We start from the raw sequence: 20,323 nt of genomic DNA on the forward strand, positions 1-20,323 counted from the left end.
TCAGCGCACCTTGAATGGGCGTTGCAGGCGCTGCTCGAGCCGGCCGGCCGCCGCCGACATCGTCAGGACGAGGACGAGATAGAGGGCACAGAGTGCGGCGAAGAGCTCGATGGTGCGGAACTCCAGGGAGATCCGGTCGATGGCGACGAAGGTCATTTCGGCAAGGCCGATCGCCTGCAGGTAAGACGAGTTCTTGACCATGGCGATGCTGGTGTTGAGCATCGAAGGCACGGCCGTTCGCAGCGCGATGGGAAGCGCGATGAGCAGAGCGTATTGCCAGGTCTTCAGGCCGAGCGAGGCGGCCGCTTCCTTCACGCCGTGCGAGACCCCGAGATATCCGGCGCGAAAGCTGTCGAGGTGGTAGGAGCCGCCCCACAGGGCGAGGCAGGCGACGCCCGACCAGAAGGCGGAAAGCCGCAGCCCGATCGCCGGCAAGCCGTAGAAAATGAAGAAGAGCTGCACCAGGAGCGGCGTGTTGCGGATGAAGGCGGCGTAGCTGCGCGCCGGCCAGACCAGAAGCGCGTTGCCGGACAGGCGCATGGCCGCTCCCGCCGCGCCGATCACGAGCGAAATGACGATGGCGAGAAGGCTGACGAGCAGCGTCATCTGCAGCCCTGCGAGGAGCGCGGGCAGCGTGTCGTACAGATAGGTCCAGTCGAAGGCGTCGGTCATTGCAGCCGGCCGGATGGGACGGCCCGGGGCGGTCCGTCGTGACATGCGGGGCGATCGCCGGCCGCAAAGCGGCCGGCGGGACGGCGAAGCCCGTCAGCTCTTCGGCGGGTCGCTTTCGTAGGTCTTGATCATCTCGTCGCGGACGAGTGGATCGGAGACGACGAGCGGGACGACCTTGGAATAGAACTTCTCCGCACGGAGCTTGACGATCTGGGCGTCGAGAAAGGCCTTCCATTCGGGCTCGTTCTTGCGAATGCCCGCGCCGATGAAGGCGACGTCGAAGATCTGCCCGTCTGGCAGGATTTTCAGATCCTTGTTGGCGGAGAGAATGGAGAAGAGAACGGATGTATCGCCCGTATAGCCGTCGGCGCGGCCCTGGCGCATCGCCTGCAACGCCTCGGCGACGCTGTTGAGGCGCAGCGTCTCGATCTCCGGCATGTTCTTCTCGAACCAGGCGGCTTGCGAAGCGCCCTTGAGCATCGAGACGGTCTTGCCCTTGAAATCGGCGAGAGACTTGGCCTCGCCGTTCTTGACCTGCAGGACGCTGCTCGCGCCCCAGGCATAAGGAATGGTGAAGTCGATCACCTTCTGCCGCTCGGGATAGATGCCGAGCGTGGCGATGATCACGTCGACCTTCTTCCCGTTTAGCGCCGGAATGCGCGCTTCCGACGTCACGCATTGCAGCGCGGCCTTGTCCGGCGATCCGAAGGCGATCTCCGCCAGCCGCTTGGCCATCTCCACCTCGATGCCGGCGAACTTGCCGCTGGCGTCGAGAAAGCCGGACGGCGGGTAGTCGCATTTCACCCCGACGCGAAGCACGCCCTGGCTCTTGATGAAATCGGGCAGGGCAGGCTCCGCTGCCTGGCTTGCACCGACACCGAGCATCAGCGCGACCACGGCCGCGGACAGCCGGCCACTTCCGGCACGGATAGTGGAAAAACGCATGGCGATCCCCTCGATTAGAAATGGAGCGTCGTCGATGTCTTCATCATTCCGACAGCTGAACTGTGACTCGCACCCTACGAGCACGTCAACAGATATTTCGTATCGTGGTGTTTCATGTTATTTATATTCCATATTTTGGAATATTATCATTGGAGAGAAGCATGAAGGCGGCGGGCGGTACACAGGCGTTGGAGCGGGGACTCGCGGTGCTGGAGGCGATCGCCGAAGCACCGGCCAACGGGGTGCGGCTCTCGGACGTCGCCGAACGCTGCGGTCTCGAACCGCCGACGGCGCACCGTCTGGTTGCAGCACTGGAACGCTACGGCTTCGTGGGCCGGGTGGGCGACAGCAAGCGGCTCGGCCTCGGCCCGAAGCTGTTTCAGCTCGCCTCGCTCAGCGAGGATCAGGGCGGCCTTGTCGCCGCCGCGCGGCCGGGGCTCGTGCGGCTCGCCTCCTACAGCGGCGACTGCATGTTTCTGATGGCGAGGTCAGGCTTCGACGCCGTCTGCCTCGACCGGCAGGACGGCGAATATACGATCCGCAGCTTGACCGGGCATATCGGCGGGGCCACGCCGCTGGGGCTTGGTCCGGGCAGCACCACCATCCTCGCCCATCTTCCGAAGGACGAGCGCGAGGCCATTCTCGCTGCCAATCGTCGTCGCATCGAGGCCTTGGGCCATGCGTTGCCGTCTGAGGACGATCTCGCGCGCATCCGCGAGCACGGCTATTGTCACGAGATCAGCAGGTCGATTGCCGGCATCGTGGGCGCGGCCGTGCCGATCCTGACGCCCAAGGGACGGCCGATCGCCGCGCTCGCCATCGGCGCGACGGAAGCGCGCCTTCCCGAGCCGCGGCTCGCCGCTGTCATTGCCCGCATGCGGGAGGAGGCGTCCCTTCTCAGCCTCGCAATAGCGAATTCTCGGACGGCCATGCGGTCATAAGCCCACTTCCTCGACAAGGCATTTGGCCGGCGCGGGCTTGCCTCCGTCGTTAGCCATCGCCGACCTGCAGAGGGTGCACGGATTCTTCCGAAAGCGCTAAGCAATGCAGGGTAGGTAATCGCATCGGACTTCCGCCCCGGGAGGCGCCTCGACAAATTGCGGCTATCACCTTCGTGTATGTAGCGCACAACTTCGATGCTCTGCCGTTGCTGGGATCTAAGCACCTGTTGCCGTTGGAGGAGTTTTTGCCTGAGCTAACGCAGTCACTGGGACCCGAGGAGAGGCGTTTCGGCCATGAACCTAAAACATATCGAGCTGTTCCGTTACGTCATGGAACATGGAACCCTGACGCGGGCCGCCGAGATACTGTCGATCTCCCAGCCGGCCGCAAGCAAGATGCTGCATCAGCTCGAGCGCTCGGCGGGGATCACTCTCTTCGAGCGCAGCAAAAGTCGGCTGCGGCCGACGCGCGACGGCGAGCTCTTCTTCGCGGAGGTGCAACGCACCTGGGAAAGCATCGAGCGTCTCGAGCGGGTCACGAAGGATATCCGCGAGCTGCGCTTCGGCCGCATCAATCTCGGGATCATGCCTATGCTCGCCGGCACCATTCTGCCGCCGCTCGTCGCGCAATTCTGCCAACGGCATGAGAATACCACCGTGGCACTGCACTCGCGCAGCTCCGAGCGAGTGATCGAATGGGCAATTACCGGCCAGATCGACCTCGGCCTGGCCAATTCCTCGACGCCGCATCCCAATGTCTCCTGTCGTGTGATCGCCCGCATTCCCGGGGTCTGTGTCGTGCCGGAAAACCACCGCCTCGCCGCTCGGCGCGAGCTGAGGCCGGAGGATCTCCGCGGTGAAAATTACATCTCGATCGGTCATATCGAGCGACGGACCGTGATCGCGCGTGTATTCGAGGCGGCTGGCGTCGATCTGCATACCTTCATCGAGGCGCCGATGGCGAATATCACCTGTGCCTTGGTGGCGAGCGGCGCCGGTGTTGCCATCGTCGACGAGTTCAACGCCCGGCTGTTCTCCGGGCGCGGCTTAGTGGCGAAGCCCTTTGCGCCGGACGTCGCTTTTCCGGTTTGGCATCTGCATCCCAATACATTGATCGGCTCGTCGCTCGCGGACGCGATGACGCGCGATATCGAGGATGAATTCGAGCGGCTCGGGTATCGCGCGGACGGCTGATCAGGGACTGCGACGGTCGACAGTCCATAACCAGATGGAATGGCCTTCCAAAATCAAATACATTGACCCGCCCAATTTCGGAAAATAAGCTCCCTAAAGAATAGAGGGTGTCAGAGCGAAAATCTCTGATCGGGAGCGTGCTACATAATAAGCGCCTATAATATAGCCAATAATGGCGCCTTAATGTGCAGCAGTCTCGCAACGAAAAGGCGGCGATATGAGGGTAGCCGTTTTTTTAACCAGACGACTGCTGTTCGCTGCAATCCTTATGCTCGGTGTCAGCGCAGCGATTTTCTTTCTGGTCAATTCCATCGGCAATCCGATCGAATTGATGATGTCGCAGACCCCCGGAATGACCGGGGAGGTCATGGATCGCGTCAAGGTCTACTACGGGCTCGATAGCGATCCACTGACACGCTATTTCATCTGGCTCGGCCGTATCCTGCACCTCGATTTCGGCACGAGCATCGTCTACAATCAACCGGTCGGCGGCCTCATTCTCGCCTGGGGCTGGCAGACTCTAAAGATTCAGCTCCCCGCCATTATGATCGCGCTCGCCATCGCGATCTTGTTCGGCGTCACTGCGGCGCGCCGCCAGCATTCAAAGGCGGATTTCGCGGTGATGAGCACGGCGCTGCTCGGCCAGTCTCTTCCTGCATTCTTTCTCGGCGTCCTGCTGATCTTCCTTTTCTCATATACCTTTGAAATCTTCCCGAGTTACGGCGCCTATTCTACGCGCGCTCCACTATGGGGCAGTCCTCTTGCCGACAGTCTCTGGCACATGGTGCTGCCGGTCGCGATGCTCACCTTCTTCAACACGGCGACGCTCACCCTCCTCATGCGCTCCAACATGGTGGACGTCTTGAAGAGCGACTATGTCGCCGCCATGCGCGCGAGTGGCATCCCCGAGCGCCGCGTCATCTATATCCATGCGCTGCGCGCCGCCTTCATCCCGATGCTGACCTATCTCGGTCTCCTGATCGGCCTGATGCTCGGCACGGCGCCCGTCACCGAGACCGTCTTCACCTGGCCGGGGCTGGGTTATCTCTATGTCTCGGCGATCCAGCAGCTCGATTATCCCGTCATCATGGGCGCGAGCACCGTCATCGCTTTCATGCTCATCGCCACCACCCTTTTGACGGACGCCATCTACGTCCTGATCGATCCGCGCATCAGTCTGGAGTGAGCAGGTGAGCGACCCAGCGATCACGACCGGGCCGACGACCTCCCCGCCTGCGAGCACGCCGCGGCAGGTCTCCGGCGCCAAGGCGCGCCGTGTCGGCATCTGGCGCCAGGGCTGCCAGCGCTTCGCCAAAAGTCGCACCGGCATGCTCGGCCTTGTGCTCGTGCTCCTCGTCGTCGCCACGGCCGTGATCGGGCCGTTCATTGCGCCCTACGGCGCGGACGATCAGAGCGCGATGCTCGATCCCGGCGCCAAGGCGCCGCCGAGCTGGGCTCATCCGCTCGGCACCGATCGCATGGCCTACGATGTCGCAAGCCGCGTCATCTACGGCGCGCCGACGGCGCTCGCGGTCGGCCTCGGGGCGATGTCGATCGCCTCGCTGATCGGCATCGTCGTCGGCGGGATCGCCGGCTATCGGGGCGGCATGACCGATGAACTGCTGATGCGCTTCACCGATTTCTTTCTGGTGATTCCTGTATTCGTCGTCATTCTGGCCGTCGTGCGCCTCCTCGGCGGCGCGATCGTCAACACGCCGTTTGAAAGTATTCCTTACCTCAACCTGGGCGTGATCATCCTCCTGATCGGCGTCTTCTCCTGGGCGCCCATCGCGCGCATGACGCGAGCCGAGTTCCTCCGGCTCAAGAACCAGGAATTCGTCGAGGCGGCGCGCTGCATCGGCGCGACCTCGGCCGACATTCTGTTCCGCCATATTCTGCCCAATGCGCTGCCCTCGCTCATCGTCGTCATCGCGCTGGGCATCGGCGGCGCGGTCTTGGCCGAAGCGATGATCGGCTTCCTCGGCTTCGGCGATCCGGCGGCGGTGAGCTGGGGCCAGCTTCTCTACTTCAACTACGAGGCGCTGAAGGTGGCGCCCTGGGCGGCGCTGAGCCCGGGCGTGGCTATCTTCATCACGGTGCTCGGCTTCAATCTGCTGGCGGACGGCCTCACCGACGCCTTCAACCCGAGGGCCAAAAGCTGATGCGCGCGACCGTGACGGCAAGTCCCATCCCCCACGAGGCGGGCGCCGTCACGGCCCCGGCGCCGTCGCCCGTCCTCGTCACCGTCGAACATCTCAGCATCCATTTCCCGCCCTGGAATGCGCCGACGCGCGTCGTCGAGGATGTGAGCTACGAGGTGCGCGCCGGCGAAACTATGGGCATCGTCGGCGAGACGGGCAGCGGCAAGACATTGTCGAGCCTCGCGATCCTGAACCTGCTGCCGCCGCCGGCCCGCATCGCCCGCGGCCGCATCCTGTTCGAGGGCGAGGATCTCGCGGCGAAGTCGCAGGCGCAGATGCAGCGCCTGCGCGGGCGCAAGCTCGCCATGGTGTTCCAGAACCCCGGCTATTCGCTGAACCCCTTCCTGACGGTGGGCACGCAGCTTGCCGAAATCCTGCGCGTGCACGAGCGGCTCCCCCGCCGCGCGGCGCTCGACCGTGTCGAAGCACTGCTCGGTCTCGTCGGCATCAGCGATCCCGGCTCGCGGCTCGGCCAATATCCGCATGAGATGAGCGGCGGCATGAAGCAGCGCGTCTGCATCGCCCGCGCGCTCCTCTGCAACCCGGCGCTCGTCCTTGCCGATGAGCCGACGACGGCGCTCGACGTCACCATCCAGGCGCAGATCCTCGACCTCTTCGAGGATCTGAAGGCGCGTATCGGCATGTCCATGATCTTCGTGACGCACGATATGGGGGTTGTCGCGCGCATCGCCGACCGCATCACGGTGATGTATGCGGGCCAAGTCTGCGAGACCGGCGACAAGCGCTCCATCTTCACGCGTCCGCTGCACCCCTACACCCAGGCGCTGCTTGCGAGCACGCCGCGCATCGACCGGCGCTACACGGTCGATGCCGCGGGCCGCCGCGAGCGGCTCCCGACCGTCGGCCGCGCCGTGACGGCCGGCGTGCCGCAGCACGGCCGTGGATGCCGCTTCGCCGACCGCTGCCCTGAAGCCTCGCCGGACTGCAGCGGGCTCGTGCCGCAGGCGGCGGTGATCGAGCCCGGCCGGGTCGTGCATTGTCTCAAGCGTGGCAGCTCCGGAGTGCCCGATCATGGCTGAGACTGCCGTCGCACCAGCCCCGCTCCTCACCGTCGAGGGGCTCGCCAAGAGCTATCTCATTCGCCGACGGGACCTCTTGCGCCAGCATGTCGTGGGCGAGATCAGGGCCGTCAACGACATCAGCTTCACGCTTGCTGCAGGCGAGACGCTGAGCATCGTGGGGGAATCGGGCTGCGGCAAGACGACGGCCGCCCGCTCGATCCTGCATCTGGTCGAGCCGACGGCAGGAGACATCCGGCTCGACGGCGCCGACGTGCGCGCCACCTTCGGGCGCGACAGGCGCAGCGAGGTGCTCGCGCTGCGCCGCAAGATGCAATACGTCTTCCAGGATCCCTATCTCTCGCTCAACCCGCGTTGGAGCATCCGCCAGATCCTGACGGAGCCGCTGCGGGTGCACGGCCACGTGCCGCAGGCGCGCTGGGACGCGGAGGTCGAGGCGCTGCTCGACCGTGTCGGCCTGCCGGCCGATTATGCCGAACGCTATCCACATGAGCTCTCGGGCGGCCAGCGGCAGCGCATCGGCATCGCGCGGGCGCTCGCCGTCGATCCGCGGCTTCTGATCTGCGACGAGCCGGTGTCCTCGCTCGACGTCTCCGTGCGCGCGCAGGTGCTCAATCTCCTCGCTGAACTGCAGGAAGAGCTCGGCCTCGCCTATCTCTACATCTCGCACGATCTCGGCTCGGTGCGCTTTCTCAGCAACCGCATCGCGGTGATGTATCTCGGTAATCTGGTCGAGGTCGGCACCGTGGACGAGATTTTCGACCGGCCGCGCCATCACTACACCGCAGCGCTCATTGCGGCGGTGCCGACGCCTGATCCGGCGGCGCACGGCCGGCGCGCCACCGTCACGGGTGAGGCGCCGAGCGTGCTGCAGCGGCCCTCCGGTTGCGCCTTCCACACGCGCTGTCCGGCGGCATTGCCCGTCTGCGAGCGCGAGACGCCGGTGCTCGCCGCCCCCAACGGCGAAACCCACAGCTTTGCCTGCCATAACCCGCGCTGAAGCGCGGCCAAAGGAGTTCTGTTCATGCATGTCATCGTCGTCGGGGCCGGGATCGTCGGCAGTTCGGTGGCCTATCGGGCCGCGCAGAGCGGGGCGCAGGTCACTGTGCTCGAAGCGTCGCGCGCCGGCGCCGGCACCTCCGGCGTCAGCTTCGCCTGGACCAATGCCAACAACAAGCCGCCACGCGCCTACCACGACCTCAATGTCGCCGGCATGCGCGCCCACGCCGCGCTGCGCGAAGAATTCGGCAGAGCGCCCTGGTTTCACCAGAGCGGCAGCCTCGAATGGCGGGTGGCGCGCGCGGAGGTGGCGGCGCAGAAGGAGAAGGTCGCGCGGCTCAAGGAGTGGGGCTATGCCGCGGAATTCATCGACAAGGCGCGTCTCAGGGAGCTCGCGCCGGCGGTGGCGGCCGAGGCCATTCCGGACGAGGCGGCGATCGTCTATTGCGCCGAGGAGGGCTGGGTCGATCCCGTGCTCTATGCCGGCACCATGCTGCGCGCCGCGCGGGACCGCTACGGCGCGCGGCTGAAGACCGGGATCACCGTCACCGGGCTCGAAACCCGCAATGGCCGCGTGATCGGCGCGCGCGACGCCCGCGGCGAGCTGCATGGGGCCGATGTGGTCATCAACTGCACCGGTCGCTGGTCGAATGACACCGTCGAAGGCTCCGCGCCGACCGTACCGCTCGCGCCGACCGTGGGCTTCCTCGTTTTCACGCCGCCGGTCGGGATCGATCTGCAGCGCCCCCTTCACGGGCCCGACCTCGACATCCGTCCGGATGGCGCCGGCCGGCTGATGGTGCGCAAGGACTCGCTCGACGACCGCTTCACGCGGCTCGAGAGCCGCACGCCCGATTGCGAAGAGGCGAAAATCGCCCTCGCCAGCGCCGCCGAGATCCTGCCCGAGCTCGCCGGCGTGGAGGCGGAGGCCGTGCGCACCACGGTTCGCCCCATTCCCGCCGACGGCTTGTCGGCGGTCGGACCCGTCCGTGGGCTCGAAGGCTATTACGTGGTCGTGACCCACAGCGGCGTCACGCTGGGACCGCTGCTCGGCCAAGCCGTGGCGGACGAAGTGGTGCGCGGCAGGCAGCGCTCCGACCTCGGGCCATTCCGCCCGGGTCGCTTTCAAGCCTGAGAGTGACTGCGTTCGTCTCTCATTCGAACAAGAGGGGATAGGCGATGACACAGCATACGACGCGACGTGACGTGCTGAAATGGACCGGGGCGGGCGCAGTCGCGCTCGCCGCGAGCGGCGTGCCCCATCCGGCTCTGGCCAAGCCACCACTCTTCAAGATCTATCTGATGATCTTCAACAACGTCCAATCGCGCATGATCTGGACGGATCTGATCGGCAAGCAGCTCGTCCGCCTCGGCATCGACGTCGTGCCGAGCTTCCAGCCCCCGTCGGTCGTCATCGCGCGGCGGGCTAATCCCGAAGGCAAGACACATGTCGAAGGCGGCTTCGACATGTATTCGGAGCGCATCTATTACAGCGGCCTCGTTCCGTTGCCCGAGACGCTGTTCCACAGCAAGTTCATCCCGCCGAATGGGCAGAACTACTATCACATCCACGATCCCGTGATCGACGCGGCCATCGAGAAATATTCGCGCGCCGTCGATCCGGCGGTGCGCAAGGAGGCGCTCACCGCCTTCATGAAACGCTGGTACGAAACCGAGCCGCTGCACATGGTCTACTATCCGGAGGATGTGATCATCACCAATCCCAAGCTGACGGGTATGAATGAGACCACCTATAATCCGGTGTTCTTTCCGCGGCCGGAAAATTGGACCATCGAGGGGGCCACCGGGGATGTGGTCGCGACCTTTGCCTCTTGGCAGCCGCCGAGCCAGCTCATACCCATGTATTCGAGCGGGTACAACGAATCGAACATCTTCGGGCCCGTCTATAACGCGCTGCTCGAATACGACAGCTGGGAAAAGAAAAACCTGGTGCCCGCGCTTGCGGAATCGATCGAACATTCCCCGGACGGCAAGGTCTGGACGATCAAGCTGCGGCAAGGCGTGACATGGCACAGCGGCGAGCCTTTCACCGCCGAGGACGTCATCTTCACCTGGGATACCGTGATCGACAAGAATTACGCGAGCCTCTACCAGCATCCCCTCGCGACAGTGATGGGCAGCAAGGATGCCTACAAGATCACGGGCCCCAACGAGATCACCGTGACCCTGCCGCAGCCGAACGTGCTCTTCCACGATTTCCTGCTGCCGGTCATCGCCATGATGCCGAAGCACGCCTATCAGGGGCTGAAGCCGGAAGAGCTGCGCGGCCATACCATCAGCACGTGGCTCGGCACTTTCCCGGTCAAGACGTCCGACGGCAAAGTCTTCGAAGCCAAGGGCGGCGTCGGCACCGGACCTTGGATCCCGCAAGGCTTCGACCCCTCGCGCAAGGCGTATAAATACGTCAAGAACAAGAACTACTGGAAGAAGACACCCGGCAATGTCACGACCTTCTATGTCGTCAACATTCAGGGTGCCGATGCGGTTCTGAGCGCGGTCAAGGGCGGCACCATCGATGCCCACGACCCCATGTACGACGTCGGCACCCTGCTCGATACGATCGATCCGTCATGGGGCAAGGTCAACCGCTTCGACTCGTTCAAGTGGATGCAGACCTGTCTCAACCTCAACCATCCCGTCTTCGGCACGGGTGTCGAGACGCCGCTCGGCAAGAAGGATCCGAGCCGCGCGGCGGAGGCCGCCACCTATGTGCGCAAGGCGATGAGCCACGCGATCCCGCGCGAGCAGATCATCAAGAACATCGTCGGCGGCGTCGGCAAGCCGGGAACGGTGCCGATCCCCTATACTTCGGCGGATTACGACCATGAGCTGCTGAAGCCCATTCCCTATGATCTTGAGCTGGCCAAGCAGTATATGGAAAAGGCCGGATACGAATACTGATACCCTTCAAACGAGCGAGCCCCTCGTCGAGCGGGCTCGCCATTCTGCCTCAAGGAGTGCACGGAATGCGCATCGCTATATTGGGTGCGGGGTCGATCGCCTATGGCAATGCGGCCCTGCTCGCTTCGCTCGGCCACGAACCGGTGCTCTGGTCGCCGTCCGGGCGAAGTGCCGGGAGCCTCGCCAATGGCGAGCCGCTGGTCGCTCAAGGAGCCATCGAGGGCCGCTTCCGCATGGATGTCGCCCGTTCGATCGCGGAGGCCGTTGGGAGCGCCGAGGTCGTACTCTTTGCTTTGCCGGCGAACGGACATCGCATGGCGATGGATGCGGCCGCTCCCCATTTCAAGCCCGGTCAGGTCGCGATCATCAGCTCCCATACCTCGTTCAGCGGCCTTTACCTCGCCAGGGCGATCGCCGAGCGCGGGCTCGACATCCCGGTCGTCGTCTGGGGCACGACCGTGACGGCCGGGCGGCGCGCGGGGGATGCGGCGGTCAACGTCTCGACTGTGCGCGCCAAGGTCGACATGGCGACGATCCCGGTGTCGGCTGCGGCACGCGGGCTCAAGATCTGCCAGGTCCTCTTCGGCGAGCGCTTCGTCGAACGCGCCGACGCGCTCGCGATTTCCCTGTCGAATCTCAATCCCCAGAACCATCTCGGCATCGCGCTCTGCAATTTCACGCGCATGGAGCACGGCGAGACCTGGGGCCAGAACGAAAACAACACAGATTCCGTAGGCCGTCTGTTGGAAGCACTCGATGCCGAGCGAATAGCCATTGCGGAAGCTGCAGGCTACACCGTGCGCACCATCCGCGAGCACTACCATCTCTCTTTCCATGTCGAGCCCGGCCCGGTTGGCGAGATGGCGCGCGAGCTCGCTGCCCGTGGCAACGGCGGCAATGGTCCGACGAGCACCGATACGCGCTATGTGCTTGAGGACGCGCCCTTCGGCCTCTACCCGACCGTGCTGCTCGGGCGGCTGACCGGGCGGGAGGCGAAGCTCCACCAGGCCGGCATCGACATTTTCTCGGCGCTCTACGGACGTGACTTCGCAGGGGAGAACGACCTTCTCGGGCCGCTCGGTTTCGCCGACATGACCCTGGCGCAGCTCAAGGCGCTGGTCCGCGACGGCTGGCCCGTCGAGAAAGCGGCGTAAGCACAGGCAACACTGCGGTCCGCGGCTGTCGCGGGCCTTTCTCATCGGAGATCGTCATGGCGAATATCATCGTCGTCGGCGCGGGCGTTGTGGGAACGTCCGTCGCCTACCGTCTGGCACAGGCCGGCGCCAAGGTTACTGTCATCGAGGCGACGCGCGTCGGCGGCGGCACCTCGGGCATCAGTTTCGCCTGGACCAACTCCTGCAACAAGGCGCCGCGCAGCTATCACGACCTCAATGTCGCGGGCATGCAGGCCCACGCCGCGCTCAAGGAGGAGTTCGGCGCAACGCCGTGGTGGCACGGCGGCGGGCGCATCGAGTGGAAGGCGGAAGCCGACCGCGAGGACCAGCGCGCGAAGGTCGGCCGTCTGCAAGACTGGGGCTATGCCGCCGAATGGATCGATCGCAAGCAGCTGGCGGAGCTCGAACCCGACATCGATCCGCGCGCCGTTGGCGACGCGCCGATCGCCTTCTATCCGAAGGACGGATGGCTCGACCCGGTGGTTTACGCGCATGCCATGATGAGCGCGGCACGCAAGCTAGGTGCGGCCTTGCGCATCCAGACGAAGGTGACCGGCCTCGTCGTCGAGGGCGGCAAAGTCAAAGGCGTGCGCAGCGAAAGCGGCGAAGTCATCGGCGCCGATCTTGTCGTGAACTGCACGGGCCGCTGGTCGAACGACACTATCGGCGAGACGGCGCCGAACGTGCCACTCGCGCCGACAGTTGGCTTTCTCGTCTTCACGCCGCCGGTACCGGCCTCGATCCAGCGCGTCGTTGCGACGCCCACCTGCGATTTCCGCCCGGACGGCGCCGGCCGCCTGATGCTCCATTGGGGACCGGCCGATGCCCTCGTCAATCCGGAGATCACGGACAGGCCGGGCACCGAGCAGGCGGCCGATCTCGTCGACCGCCTCACCAAAATTCTGCCCGGCATCGCGCCGGTGAAGCCCGAGGCGTCGCGCGTGACGAAGCGGCCCATCCCGAAGGACGGGTTCTCGGCGATCGGACCGGTGCCGGGACTCGATGGCTACTACGTGATGGTGACCCACAGCGGCGTCACGCTTTCGCCGGCTCTCGGCGCGATCGCCGCCGACGAGATCATGCGCGGCGTCGCGCGCAAGGAGCTGGCCGATTTCCGCCCGGAGCGCTTCTTTCGACCAGCGCGACCCTGACCTATGACGGCCCGACCATCGTCGAGCGCTACCTCCCAGATATGCTCAAGGCAACCGAGGCGATGGAGCGTTTCCTCGAGGCGAGAAGCTAGCCGCCCGCGGCACCGCACCTATGTCCGTCCTAAAGATCGGTGACAGAACGTTCCAGACGTCACGCAGGTTTATCGAGTGGGGATCCCTCTTCGCTCTGTCTCGCAGTCCTTTCTTTTGTGGGCTCTCCCCTCTCATATGAGCACGCTTGACGGGAGCCTTCGATGGCAATGTCACCCGATGCAGGGAAGCTTTGCCGGTCAGTTCAGGCGCACGAACGAAGGCGTTAGCTAAGGTCTGGCTGGGGTAGGGACAGGCGGTAGCGCTCCTCTGCCTTCCCCCAGGTTCCTCGTGGGGCATCTGGCTAGACCTTTGGCCAAGCAACCCTTTGAGACGGCCTGCGGATGCAGCGTCCGGCTGCCGGCGCCTGCTTGTAAACCGTCGGGTTTCGGATATGGCCTTGTCGTGGGCGACCCGCGACGCCACTTCGGGCGCGTCGACATCCAATTCGAAGGTCCACATGAAGAAGATCGGCTTTCTCTCGTTCGGCCACTGGTCGGCCTCGCCCCAATCGGCGGCGCGCTCGGCCAGCGATGTCCTGCTCCAGTCGATCGAGCTCGCGGTGGCGGCCGAGCAGCTGGGGGCCGATGGCGCCTATTTCCGCGTCCATCATTTCGCGCAGCAACTCGCATCCCCGTTCCCGCTTCTCGCCGCGATAGGCGCGCGCACGAAGCGCATCGAGATCGGGACGGGCGTGATCGACATGCGCTACGAGAACCCCTTCTACATGGTCGAGGATGCCGGCTCTGCGGACCTGATCAGCGGTGGCCGCCTGCAGCTCGGCATCAGCCGCGGCTCGCCCGAGCAGGTGATCGAGGGCTGGCGCTATTTCGGCTATGCACCGGCCGAGGGGCAGGACGATGCCGATATGGGCCGCCGCCACGCCGAGGTCTTCCTCGACCTGCTGAAAGGGGAGGGGTTCGCCCGGCCCAATCCGCAGCCGATGTTTCCAAACCCGCCCGGGTTGCTGCGCCTCGAGCCGCATGCGGCCGGGCTGCGCGAGCGGATCTGGTGGGGCTCGGCATCGAATGCCACCGCCGTCTGGGCGGCGCAGATGGGCATGAACCTGCAGAGTTCGACGCTAAAGGCGGACGAGAGTGGCGAGCCTTTCCACGTCCAGCAGACAAGGCAGATCCGTGCCTATCGCGAGGCGTGGAAGCAGGCCGGGCATGCACGCGAGCCCCGCGTGTCGGTTTCACGCTCGATCTTCGCGCTCATGAACGATCGCGATCGCGCCTATTTCGGGCGCGGCGACAGCAGCGACCAAGTTGGGATCATCGACAATATGCGTGCGGTGTTCGGGCGCTCCTATGCCGCCGAGCCCGACAGACTCATCGAGCTATTGCGGGCAGACGAGGCGATCGCCGAGGCGGACACGCTGCTTCTGACCGTCCCGAACCAGCTCGGGGTGGCCTATAACGCACATGTGCTCGAGGCCATCCTCACGCATGTGGCTCCCGGGCTGGGTTGGCGCTAGCGCCCCTGGTGATAAACGGGCGAGGTGCGGGCGGACCTGTTCCGGGCCGGTATCTCGTCACCGGCGAGTGGCTCGCCGGTGTCGAAAGCCGCTCGGCGGATCCGCTGCGTAGCGTCCGGGCGCGCCCAGAGCACTCTCGACAGCAGCATGCTCGGCAAGGGCATGATGCTCAGGCAAGAACCTGGCGCTGCGTTACGCCTCCAGAGCTTCTTCCGCGGCCAGAGCCCGCCAGCCCTGCAACTCCCGCCAGTTCGGTTCCAGTTGCGCGAAACGCGCCAGCTTGAAGGACGACAAATCGGCGAAGGAACAGGCGCCGTCGACGACGAGGTCGCGAATGGCACGGCCGCTGGCCGGCGAGAGCCCGAAACCGACGCTGGACAGGGTGGCGACCACGACGTTGTCAGGCGAGCTCAGCCTGTCGATCACCGGCCGCCCGTCGGGCGTGTTCTCGATCACGCCGGCCCAGGAGCGGATGATGCGGGCATGCGCCGCCTTGGGCAGCAGCTCGGCGAGCCTGCGGCCAAGATGGCCCATCAGCGGCGTGCTCGGTTTGGCCGGCGCGGCATGGTCGGGCAAATCCAGCCACTCATGGGGGCCTCCGCCATAGGCGAGATTGCCGCGGAGCGTCTGGCGCCCATAGAGGCCGTTGCCATCGACGCCGCCGTAGGGCATGAGCGGCAGCGGCTCGGTGATGATCATCTCGGCGCGGGCCGAGGCCATCGGCAGTTCATGGCCGAGCATCGCCGACAACAGTCCCGTATGCGGGCCGGCGGCGATGACCAGGTTATCGCAGGCGATCAGCCCGCGCTCCGTCTCGACCGCCGTGACCTTGCCGCCGGCGGTGTGAAACCCCGTCACGGCGCAATGCTGCATCACGCGTCCGCCGTGGTCCTGCATCGCCCAGGCATAGGCTTGCAGCGTGCGGTGCGGATTGGCGTGGCCACCGAAATGATAGAAATAGCCGCCGACCATGGTGTCGCCGGCGAGCGGCACGAGTTCGCGGATCTGCTTGACGTCGAGAATGTCCGATTTGAAGCCCTGGCGCGCGGCATTGCTTAGCGCACGCCCGTAAAGCGCCATCTGGTGCTCGCTGGAGGCGAGCCTGATGCGGCTTGGCGAGAATTCCGTCGGATAGCCGAGCAGAGCGTCCATTTGCGGCCAGAGCCGCTGCTCCTCGACGAAGAGGGGCGAATGATGGTGCGAGCAGCCGCCGCCGTTGCGGCCGGACGCCTCCCAGCCGATCATGCCTCTCTCGAGAACGAGGACATCGACCCCCTCGCGCGCCAGCCACCAGCCGGCGCTGAGGCCTGTCACGCCACCACCGATGATGACGACGGTGGCTCCCTTCGCATCTGTCATCGTCGCCTCACTCACTCGCCACGGGGCCGGTCGCATCGTTGGTCGCGACGGTGTAGAGCTCCGGCACCTCCCAAAACGGGCGCCATTGCGCATGCATGCCGAACCAGGTGTCCCAATGCTCGGCCTGCTCGGGGGACTCCGGTAGCTGGCCGGCCAGCGAGAGCGGCAAAGGGCGCACCGGCCCGCGATAGCTCGCGAGCGGTATGGAAGACAGCGGCACCGCCTCGCTGAGCGCCAGCAGAGCGGTGACCTGCTCGCGGCAGCGCCGGCCCTGGCACGGCCCCATGCCGGCCCGGGTCAGCCGCTTGATCTGGTCGGGATGGGGCGGCTCCGCGCCCAGCAACGCCGCGAGGGAGCGGTCGTTGCGCTTCTCGTTGGTCCATTCGAGATAGCGCGGCGGGCGGACCTCGAGGATCTCGCGCGCCGTCACCTCCTCGCATTGGCACACATGGAACTCGGCGCGCGCCTGGATGATGCTGGCGTTGACCCAGGCAAGGCGATAGGCGGAAATATCGTAGGTCGCCGCATCGGCCTCGATTGCCGCGGGGACGGGGCGATCATCGGCGATGCCGAGCTCTGCCGCGATGGCCGCTACCGCGCGCCGGCCTTCATTCTCGGCAATGGCGCGGTCGAGGCTTTTTGCCGGCCAGATGCCTGCGCAGTCCCCCACCGCAAAGACGTTTGGCCGCGATGTGCGCTGATCGCCATCCACCCGCGGCGCATAGCCGCCACGGTCCGGCTGGAAGGCGATGCTGCAGCCGAGCGCATCCATGAGGTCGACGACCGGTGTCGTCCCGACAGCCAGGACGATGCCGTCACAGGCGATGGCGCGTTCCTGGCCGATGGCGCAGCCCGTCTCGTCCATGGCGCTGACCAGTGCGGCTTCCACACCGTCCCGTCCGGTGGCCTCGCGGACCACATGGCGCGTGAGAATGTCGGTGCCGTGAGCGCCCAAGGCTGCCACGAGATCGGCGGGACCGAGTGGCGCGGCAGCCTGTTCGACGATCGCCGCGACGTTCGTGCCGGCCTCGCGCAACGCGAGCGCTGCCGACAGCGCTTCCGCCGATGAACCGAGCAGGACGACGCGGCGCGGCGCGAGGGCGCCATAGCGTGTGGCGAGCGCGACAGCCGCCGTGGCACCCAGCACCCCGGGCTTCTCCCAGCCAGGAAAGCCGAGGCCCATATCGCGCCGGCCGGCGGCGACGATGACGTGCGCAGCGCCGATCATCCAGGAACGCTCCGCGTCGACCAGCCCTGCGACCGTGCCGGGCAGCCAGCCGACGCCTGGGCCGTTCCCGTAGAGCCCCCAGCAGGCCGTGCCAAGGCGCAGATCGACGCCGGCCTCGAAGGCGACTGCGATCTGCGGTTCGGAGGCGATGAGCGCCTCCATCATGGCATTGCGGTTGCGCACAGCCGCGGCCATGCCCTGGCCGTAGTGCAGGGGGACCTCGTCGCCCATGGCCGTGAAGGAGATCGGATTTTCATCAACCAGTATCACGGACAGGCCGCGCTCGGCGGCGTCTGTGGCGGCCGCAAGGCCCGCCGGGCCTGCGCCGATCACCAGAAGCTGAACCCGCTCCTCGACATGCAATGGCTTGCCGGAAATGGATTTGGGGTCATGCGGGACGAGAGGGGCCATGGCGCGTTTGCTCCAGGAGGATGAAGGCCATTGTTTCCCAGCGCCGCAGGCCGCAGCGGCCGATTTGCGACGGGCGCTTGCCCGAATGCGACATGGCCTTTGGCCAGATCGACTTCGACAGCCGCATTCGCCACCGCGCGAGGCATAGCCGGCGCGCGACGGCTATAGCACCTTGTCGAGGAAGTTCCTGGTGCGTTCCTCGGCGGGCGCGCCAAAGAGCTGGGCCGGAGGCCCATGCTCGACGATCAGCCCGCCGTCGGTGAAATAGACATGGTCGGCGACTTCCCGCGCGAAGCCCATTTCGTGGGTGACGAGAATGCAGGTCATGCCCTCGGCGGCGAGATCCTGAATGGTGACCAAGACCTCTTTCTTGGTCTCAGGGTCGAGGGCGGCCGTCACCTCGTCGAACAGCATCACCTTGGGATTCATCGCCAGCGAGCGGGCGATGGCGACACGCTGCTGCTGGCCGCCGGACAATTCGCCCGGATAGGCCGCAAGCTTGTCGGAAAGGCCGACCTTGGCGAGCAGGCTCAGCGCCCGCGTCTCGACGGCGGCCTTGTCCTCCTTGAGCACATGAATTGGCGCCATCATGACGTTCTGCAGCGCCGTCTTGTGCGGAAAGAGGTTGTACTGCTGAAAGACGATGCCGACATCGCGGCGCAACGCCAGCTTGTCGAGCTTGGGATCATTGACCTCGCGCCCCGCGACCTTGATCGAGCCCTGAGTGATCGGCACGAGAGCGTTGATGCAGCGCAGCAGAGTCGATTTTCCGGAGCCCGACGGGCCGATGATGCAGACGGTCTCGCTGCGCCGCACGGTCAGCGCGACATCCCGCAGGACCTTGAGGGCGCCGAAGGATTTTTCCACGCCCTCGACCACGACGACGGGCTCACCCAGTTGATGCCGGCTCGCCATGGTCAGGCCTTCACGTTGAAGCGGCGTTCGAGCGCGAGCGTCGCCCGCGCGATGGGATAGCAATAGGCGAAGAACATCACGAGCAGCAGCAGATACATCGGGATCATCAGTTCGGGCCGGCTTTCGGCAACCAGGGCGGCGCGCGTGATGGTGAGGCTGTCCTGAATGCCGACCACCGAGATCAGCGTCGTCGCCATCGTCAGGATGGCGTAGAGGTTCATCCAGGGCGGGATCATGCGCTTGAAGGCCTGCGGCAGGATAATCATCCACATGGTCTGGCGCCGGGTGAAGGCGAGCGACTCGGCCGATTCCCACTGGCCCGCGGGGATCGACCTGATGCCGCCGCGCACGATTTCGGAGACATTGGCCGCCACCGGTAGCGACAGCCCGATGATGGCCTTGACCCAGGCCGGGAAGGCGATGGTGACCCCCATGACCCTGAACTCGAAGGGCAGCAGGAACATGGCGTAGAACAGCAGCACCAGCCACGGCGCATTGCGGAAGAATTGCGTCAGCGCCCAGGCGCCCTTGCGCATCGGCCACAGCAACGAGACCTGCGCAATGCCGACCAGCACCCCGACCACCGTGCCGAGCGCCATGGACAGGAAGCTGATCAGGATATTGAACAGGAAGCCCTGGAAGATCAGCGGCGCCCAGCGCAGCAGCACGGCGACCACACTTTCGACGGCCGGTCCGGCCGCGGCCTGAGCGAAGGCGAGCGAGGCGCCGAACAGAACCGCCAAAACGGCAAGCGTCGCGCCACTGATCAGCGCAGGCACGGCAAGGCCCGAGGATGGCAGCGGCGTGGGCGCCCTGAAGGGTAGGAGCACGGGCAGGTCGGTCGCAGCGCTCTTCATGTCGAATAGCCCGGAATGCGCAAAGCTCTCTCCCAGCGACCCATGATCCACGCCAGGACGGCGACAAGGCCGACATAGGTGACGAGAAGTACGTTCATCATTTCACGGACATTGAAGACCTCCGACCAGATCTGCGAGGCGGCATACAGCAGATCGGGCACGCCGATGGCGTAGGCCAGCGTCGTCGTCTTGACCAGATTGATCAGATTGTTGTTCAGCGCCGGCAGGCAGATACGGAAGGCAAGCGGCAGTACGATGTGGAGATAGAGCTTGAAACGGCTGTAACCGAGCGATTCCGCCGCCTCCACCGTCGTGCTCGGCACGGCTTCGATGCCGGCGCGGAAGATCTCGACATTGAAGGCTCCCGCGAAGAGCGAGAAGGCGACGATCGCCCAGCCGGTGCCGGAGACGAGGGGGGATTGGCCACCGAAGCCGTCACTCACCGTCGGCAGCAATTGCGCCACCGCGAAGTAGAAGAAGGAGAGCTGCACCAGAGGCGGCGTGTTGCGAAAGAACTGGACATAGGCACGCACCAGGAGCCGGCCAACTCGGGACCGGCTGCCGGCCACCCAGGTGCCGAGCAGCCCCAGCACCAAGGATGCGGCAATCGACACGATGCAGATGTGGATGGTGGTCCAGAGTCCCGTCAAAAACCGGGACTGGTCGAAGCCATCATAGAAGATCGAGAAATTCAGCCCGTGCGTGTCGTTGAGCCATTGGAAAAAGGAGGCGATCACGGCTTTGGG

At 65.3% G+C, this 20,323-nt stretch carries 18 protein-coding genes; 11 read left to right on the plus strand and 7 right to left on the minus strand.

Annotated elements, in window-relative coordinates:
• Both ACFQU1_RS12090 and ACFQU1_RS12095 read right to left on the minus strand, forming a co-directional pair.
• Complete coding sequence (locus tag ACFQU1_RS12090) at window positions 1-717, minus strand: amino acid ABC transporter permease (protein WP_378132769.1); 717 nt, start codon at window positions 715-717, stop codon at window positions 1-3.
• 48 nt (window positions 718-765) lie between these two features.
• The gene (locus ACFQU1_RS12095; RefSeq protein WP_378132771.1) at window positions 766-1,617 is read right to left on the minus strand and encodes a transporter substrate-binding domain-containing protein; all 852 of its coding nucleotides are present in this window, start codon (window positions 1,615-1,617) and stop codon (window positions 766-768) included.
• Window positions 1,618-1,778: 161 nt separating this feature from the next.
• Here ACFQU1_RS12095 and ACFQU1_RS12100 point away from each other — a divergent pair, with 161 nt between their 5' ends.
• From ACFQU1_RS12100 to ACFQU1_RS12150, 11 genes are all read left to right on the plus strand, one after another.
• Complete coding sequence (locus ACFQU1_RS12100; RefSeq protein WP_378132774.1) at window positions 1,779-2,558, plus strand: IclR family transcriptional regulator; 780 nt, start codon at window positions 1,779-1,781, stop codon at window positions 2,556-2,558.
• A gap of 294 nt (window positions 2,559-2,852) precedes the next feature.
• Entirely contained in the window at window positions 2,853-3,752 is a 900-nt protein-coding gene (locus ACFQU1_RS12105; RefSeq protein ID WP_378132776.1) for a LysR substrate-binding domain-containing protein, read from the plus strand.
• Between the two features lie 268 nt (window positions 3,753-4,020).
• Window positions 4,021-4,938: an ABC transporter permease gene (locus ACFQU1_RS12110; protein ID WP_378132778.1), complete on the plus strand. Its 918-nt coding sequence runs from the start codon at window positions 4,021-4,023 to the stop codon at window positions 4,936-4,938.
• Window positions 4,939-4,942: 4 nt separating this feature from the next.
• The gene (locus tag ACFQU1_RS12115; RefSeq protein ID WP_378132780.1) at window positions 4,943-5,914 is read left to right on the plus strand and encodes an ABC transporter permease; all 972 of its coding nucleotides are present in this window, start codon (window positions 4,943-4,945) and stop codon (window positions 5,912-5,914) included.
• Window positions 5,914-6,993, plus strand: a complete 1,080-nt coding sequence (locus tag ACFQU1_RS12120; RefSeq protein ID WP_378132782.1) for an ABC transporter ATP-binding protein — start codon at window positions 5,914-5,916, stop codon at window positions 6,991-6,993. Before ACFQU1_RS12115 ends, ACFQU1_RS12120 begins: the two co-directional genes overlap by 1 nt.
• On the plus strand, window positions 6,986-7,993 hold the full coding sequence (locus ACFQU1_RS12125) for an ABC transporter ATP-binding protein (RefSeq protein ID WP_378132784.1): 1,008 nt from the start codon (window positions 6,986-6,988) through the stop codon (window positions 7,991-7,993). The genes ACFQU1_RS12120 and ACFQU1_RS12125 overlap by 8 nt, the downstream gene beginning before the upstream one ends.
• 24 nt (window positions 7,994-8,017) lie before the next feature.
• Window positions 8,018-9,127, plus strand: a complete 1,110-nt coding sequence (locus tag ACFQU1_RS12130; RefSeq protein WP_378132786.1) for an NAD(P)/FAD-dependent oxidoreductase — start codon at window positions 8,018-8,020, stop codon at window positions 9,125-9,127.
• 44 nt (window positions 9,128-9,171) lie between these two features.
• Complete coding sequence (locus ACFQU1_RS12135) at window positions 9,172-10,914, plus strand: ABC transporter substrate-binding protein (RefSeq protein ID WP_378132787.1); 1,743 nt, start codon at window positions 9,172-9,174, stop codon at window positions 10,912-10,914.
• Between the two features lie 65 nt (window positions 10,915-10,979).
• Window positions 10,980-12,068 carry an NAD/NADP octopine/nopaline dehydrogenase family protein gene (locus ACFQU1_RS12140; protein ID WP_378132789.1) on the plus strand — a complete coding sequence of 363 codons (1,089 nt, stop codon included), beginning with the start codon at window positions 10,980-10,982 and terminating at the stop codon, window positions 12,066-12,068.
• Window positions 12,069-12,124: 56 nt separating this feature from the next.
• Complete coding sequence (locus tag ACFQU1_RS12145; protein ID WP_378132791.1) at window positions 12,125-13,240, plus strand: NAD(P)/FAD-dependent oxidoreductase; 1,116 nt, start codon at window positions 12,125-12,127, stop codon at window positions 13,238-13,240.
• Between the two features lie 550 nt (window positions 13,241-13,790).
• Window positions 13,791-14,807 carry an LLM class flavin-dependent oxidoreductase gene (locus tag ACFQU1_RS12150; protein WP_378132793.1) on the plus strand — a complete coding sequence of 339 codons (1,017 nt, stop codon included), beginning with the start codon at window positions 13,791-13,793 and terminating at the stop codon, window positions 14,805-14,807.
• Window positions 14,808-14,999: 192 nt separating this feature from the next.
• Here the strand turns inward: ACFQU1_RS12150 and ACFQU1_RS12155 are convergent, their stop codons facing one another.
• The 5 genes from ACFQU1_RS12155 to ACFQU1_RS12175 all read right to left on the minus strand — a co-directional run bounded on the left by ACFQU1_RS12155 (window position 15,000) and on the right by ACFQU1_RS12175 (window position 20,314).
• A complete protein-coding gene (locus ACFQU1_RS12155; protein WP_378132795.1) occupies window positions 15,000-16,166 on the minus strand; it encodes an NAD(P)/FAD-dependent oxidoreductase in 1,167 nt (388 codons plus the stop codon).
• Window positions 16,167-16,173: 7 nt separating this feature from the next.
• Window positions 16,174-17,805, minus strand: coding sequence for an NAD(P)/FAD-dependent oxidoreductase (locus ACFQU1_RS12160; protein ID WP_378132797.1), 1,632 nt, complete (start codon window positions 17,803-17,805; stop codon window positions 16,174-16,176).
• Between the two features lie 162 nt (window positions 17,806-17,967).
• Window positions 17,968-18,720 (minus strand): amino acid ABC transporter ATP-binding protein, encoded by a 753-nt coding sequence (locus ACFQU1_RS12165; protein WP_378132799.1) that lies wholly within the window; start codon window positions 18,718-18,720, stop codon window positions 17,968-17,970.
• A 2-nt stretch (window positions 18,721-18,722) separates the two neighbouring features.
• Window positions 18,723-19,577: an amino acid ABC transporter permease gene (locus ACFQU1_RS12170; RefSeq protein ID WP_378132801.1), complete on the minus strand. Its 855-nt coding sequence runs from the start codon at window positions 19,575-19,577 to the stop codon at window positions 18,723-18,725.
• Window positions 19,574-20,314, minus strand: a complete 741-nt coding sequence (locus ACFQU1_RS12175) for an amino acid ABC transporter permease (protein ID WP_378132804.1) — start codon at window positions 20,312-20,314, stop codon at window positions 19,574-19,576. Before ACFQU1_RS12175 ends, ACFQU1_RS12170 begins: the two co-directional genes overlap by 4 nt.
• Window positions 20,315-20,323 lie beyond the last annotated feature (9 nt).

The sequence above is a fragment of the Chelatococcus sp. GCM10030263 genome, assembly GCF_042666455.1.
GTDB lineage: Bacteria > Pseudomonadota > Alphaproteobacteria > Rhizobiales > Beijerinckiaceae > Chelatococcus.

Bases quoted from the DNA above. Each gene is read 5' to 3' on its own strand.
- ACFQU1_RS12105 (WP_378132776.1), top strand. From the start codon at position 2,853: ATGAACCTAAAACATATCGAGCTGTTCCGTTACGTCATGGAACATGGA.
- ACFQU1_RS12160 (WP_378132797.1), bottom strand. From the start codon at position 17,805: ATGGCCCCTCTCGTCCCGCATGACCCCAAATCCATTTCCGGCAAGCCA.
- ACFQU1_RS12170 (WP_378132801.1), bottom strand. From the start codon at position 19,577: ATGAAGAGCGCTGCGACCGACCTGCCCGTGCTCCTACCCTTCAGGGCG.
- ACFQU1_RS12165 (WP_378132799.1), bottom strand. From the start codon at position 18,720: ATGGCGAGCCGGCATCAACTGGGTGAGCCCGTCGTCGTGGTCGAGGGC.
- ACFQU1_RS12140 (WP_378132789.1), top strand. From the start codon at position 10,980: ATGCGCATCGCTATATTGGGTGCGGGGTCGATCGCCTATGGCAATGCG.
- ACFQU1_RS12120 (WP_378132782.1), top strand. From the start codon at position 5,914: ATGCGCGCGACCGTGACGGCAAGTCCCATCCCCCACGAGGCGGGCGCC.
- ACFQU1_RS12090 (WP_378132769.1), bottom strand. From the start codon at position 717: ATGTCACGACGGACCGCCCCGGGCCGTCCCATCCGGCCGGCTGCAATG.
- ACFQU1_RS12095 (WP_378132771.1), bottom strand. From the start codon at position 1,617: ATGCGTTTTTCCACTATCCGTGCCGGAAGTGGCCGGCTGTCCGCGGCC.
- ACFQU1_RS12130 (WP_378132786.1), top strand. From the start codon at position 8,018: ATGCATGTCATCGTCGTCGGGGCCGGGATCGTCGGCAGTTCGGTGGCC.
- ACFQU1_RS12145 (WP_378132791.1), top strand. From the start codon at position 12,125: ATGGCGAATATCATCGTCGTCGGCGCGGGCGTTGTGGGAACGTCCGTC.
- ACFQU1_RS12125 (WP_378132784.1), top strand. From the start codon at position 6,986: ATGGCTGAGACTGCCGTCGCACCAGCCCCGCTCCTCACCGTCGAGGGG.
- ACFQU1_RS12150 (WP_378132793.1), top strand. From the start codon at position 13,791: ATGAAGAAGATCGGCTTTCTCTCGTTCGGCCACTGGTCGGCCTCGCCC.
- ACFQU1_RS12135 (WP_378132787.1), top strand. From the start codon at position 9,172: ATGACACAGCATACGACGCGACGTGACGTGCTGAAATGGACCGGGGCG.
- ACFQU1_RS12110 (WP_378132778.1), top strand. From the start codon at position 4,021: ATGCTCGGTGTCAGCGCAGCGATTTTCTTTCTGGTCAATTCCATCGGC.
- ACFQU1_RS12100 (WP_378132774.1), top strand. From the start codon at position 1,779: ATGAAGGCGGCGGGCGGTACACAGGCGTTGGAGCGGGGACTCGCGGTG.
- ACFQU1_RS12155 (WP_378132795.1), bottom strand. From the start codon at position 16,166: ATGACAGATGCGAAGGGAGCCACCGTCGTCATCATCGGTGGTGGCGTG.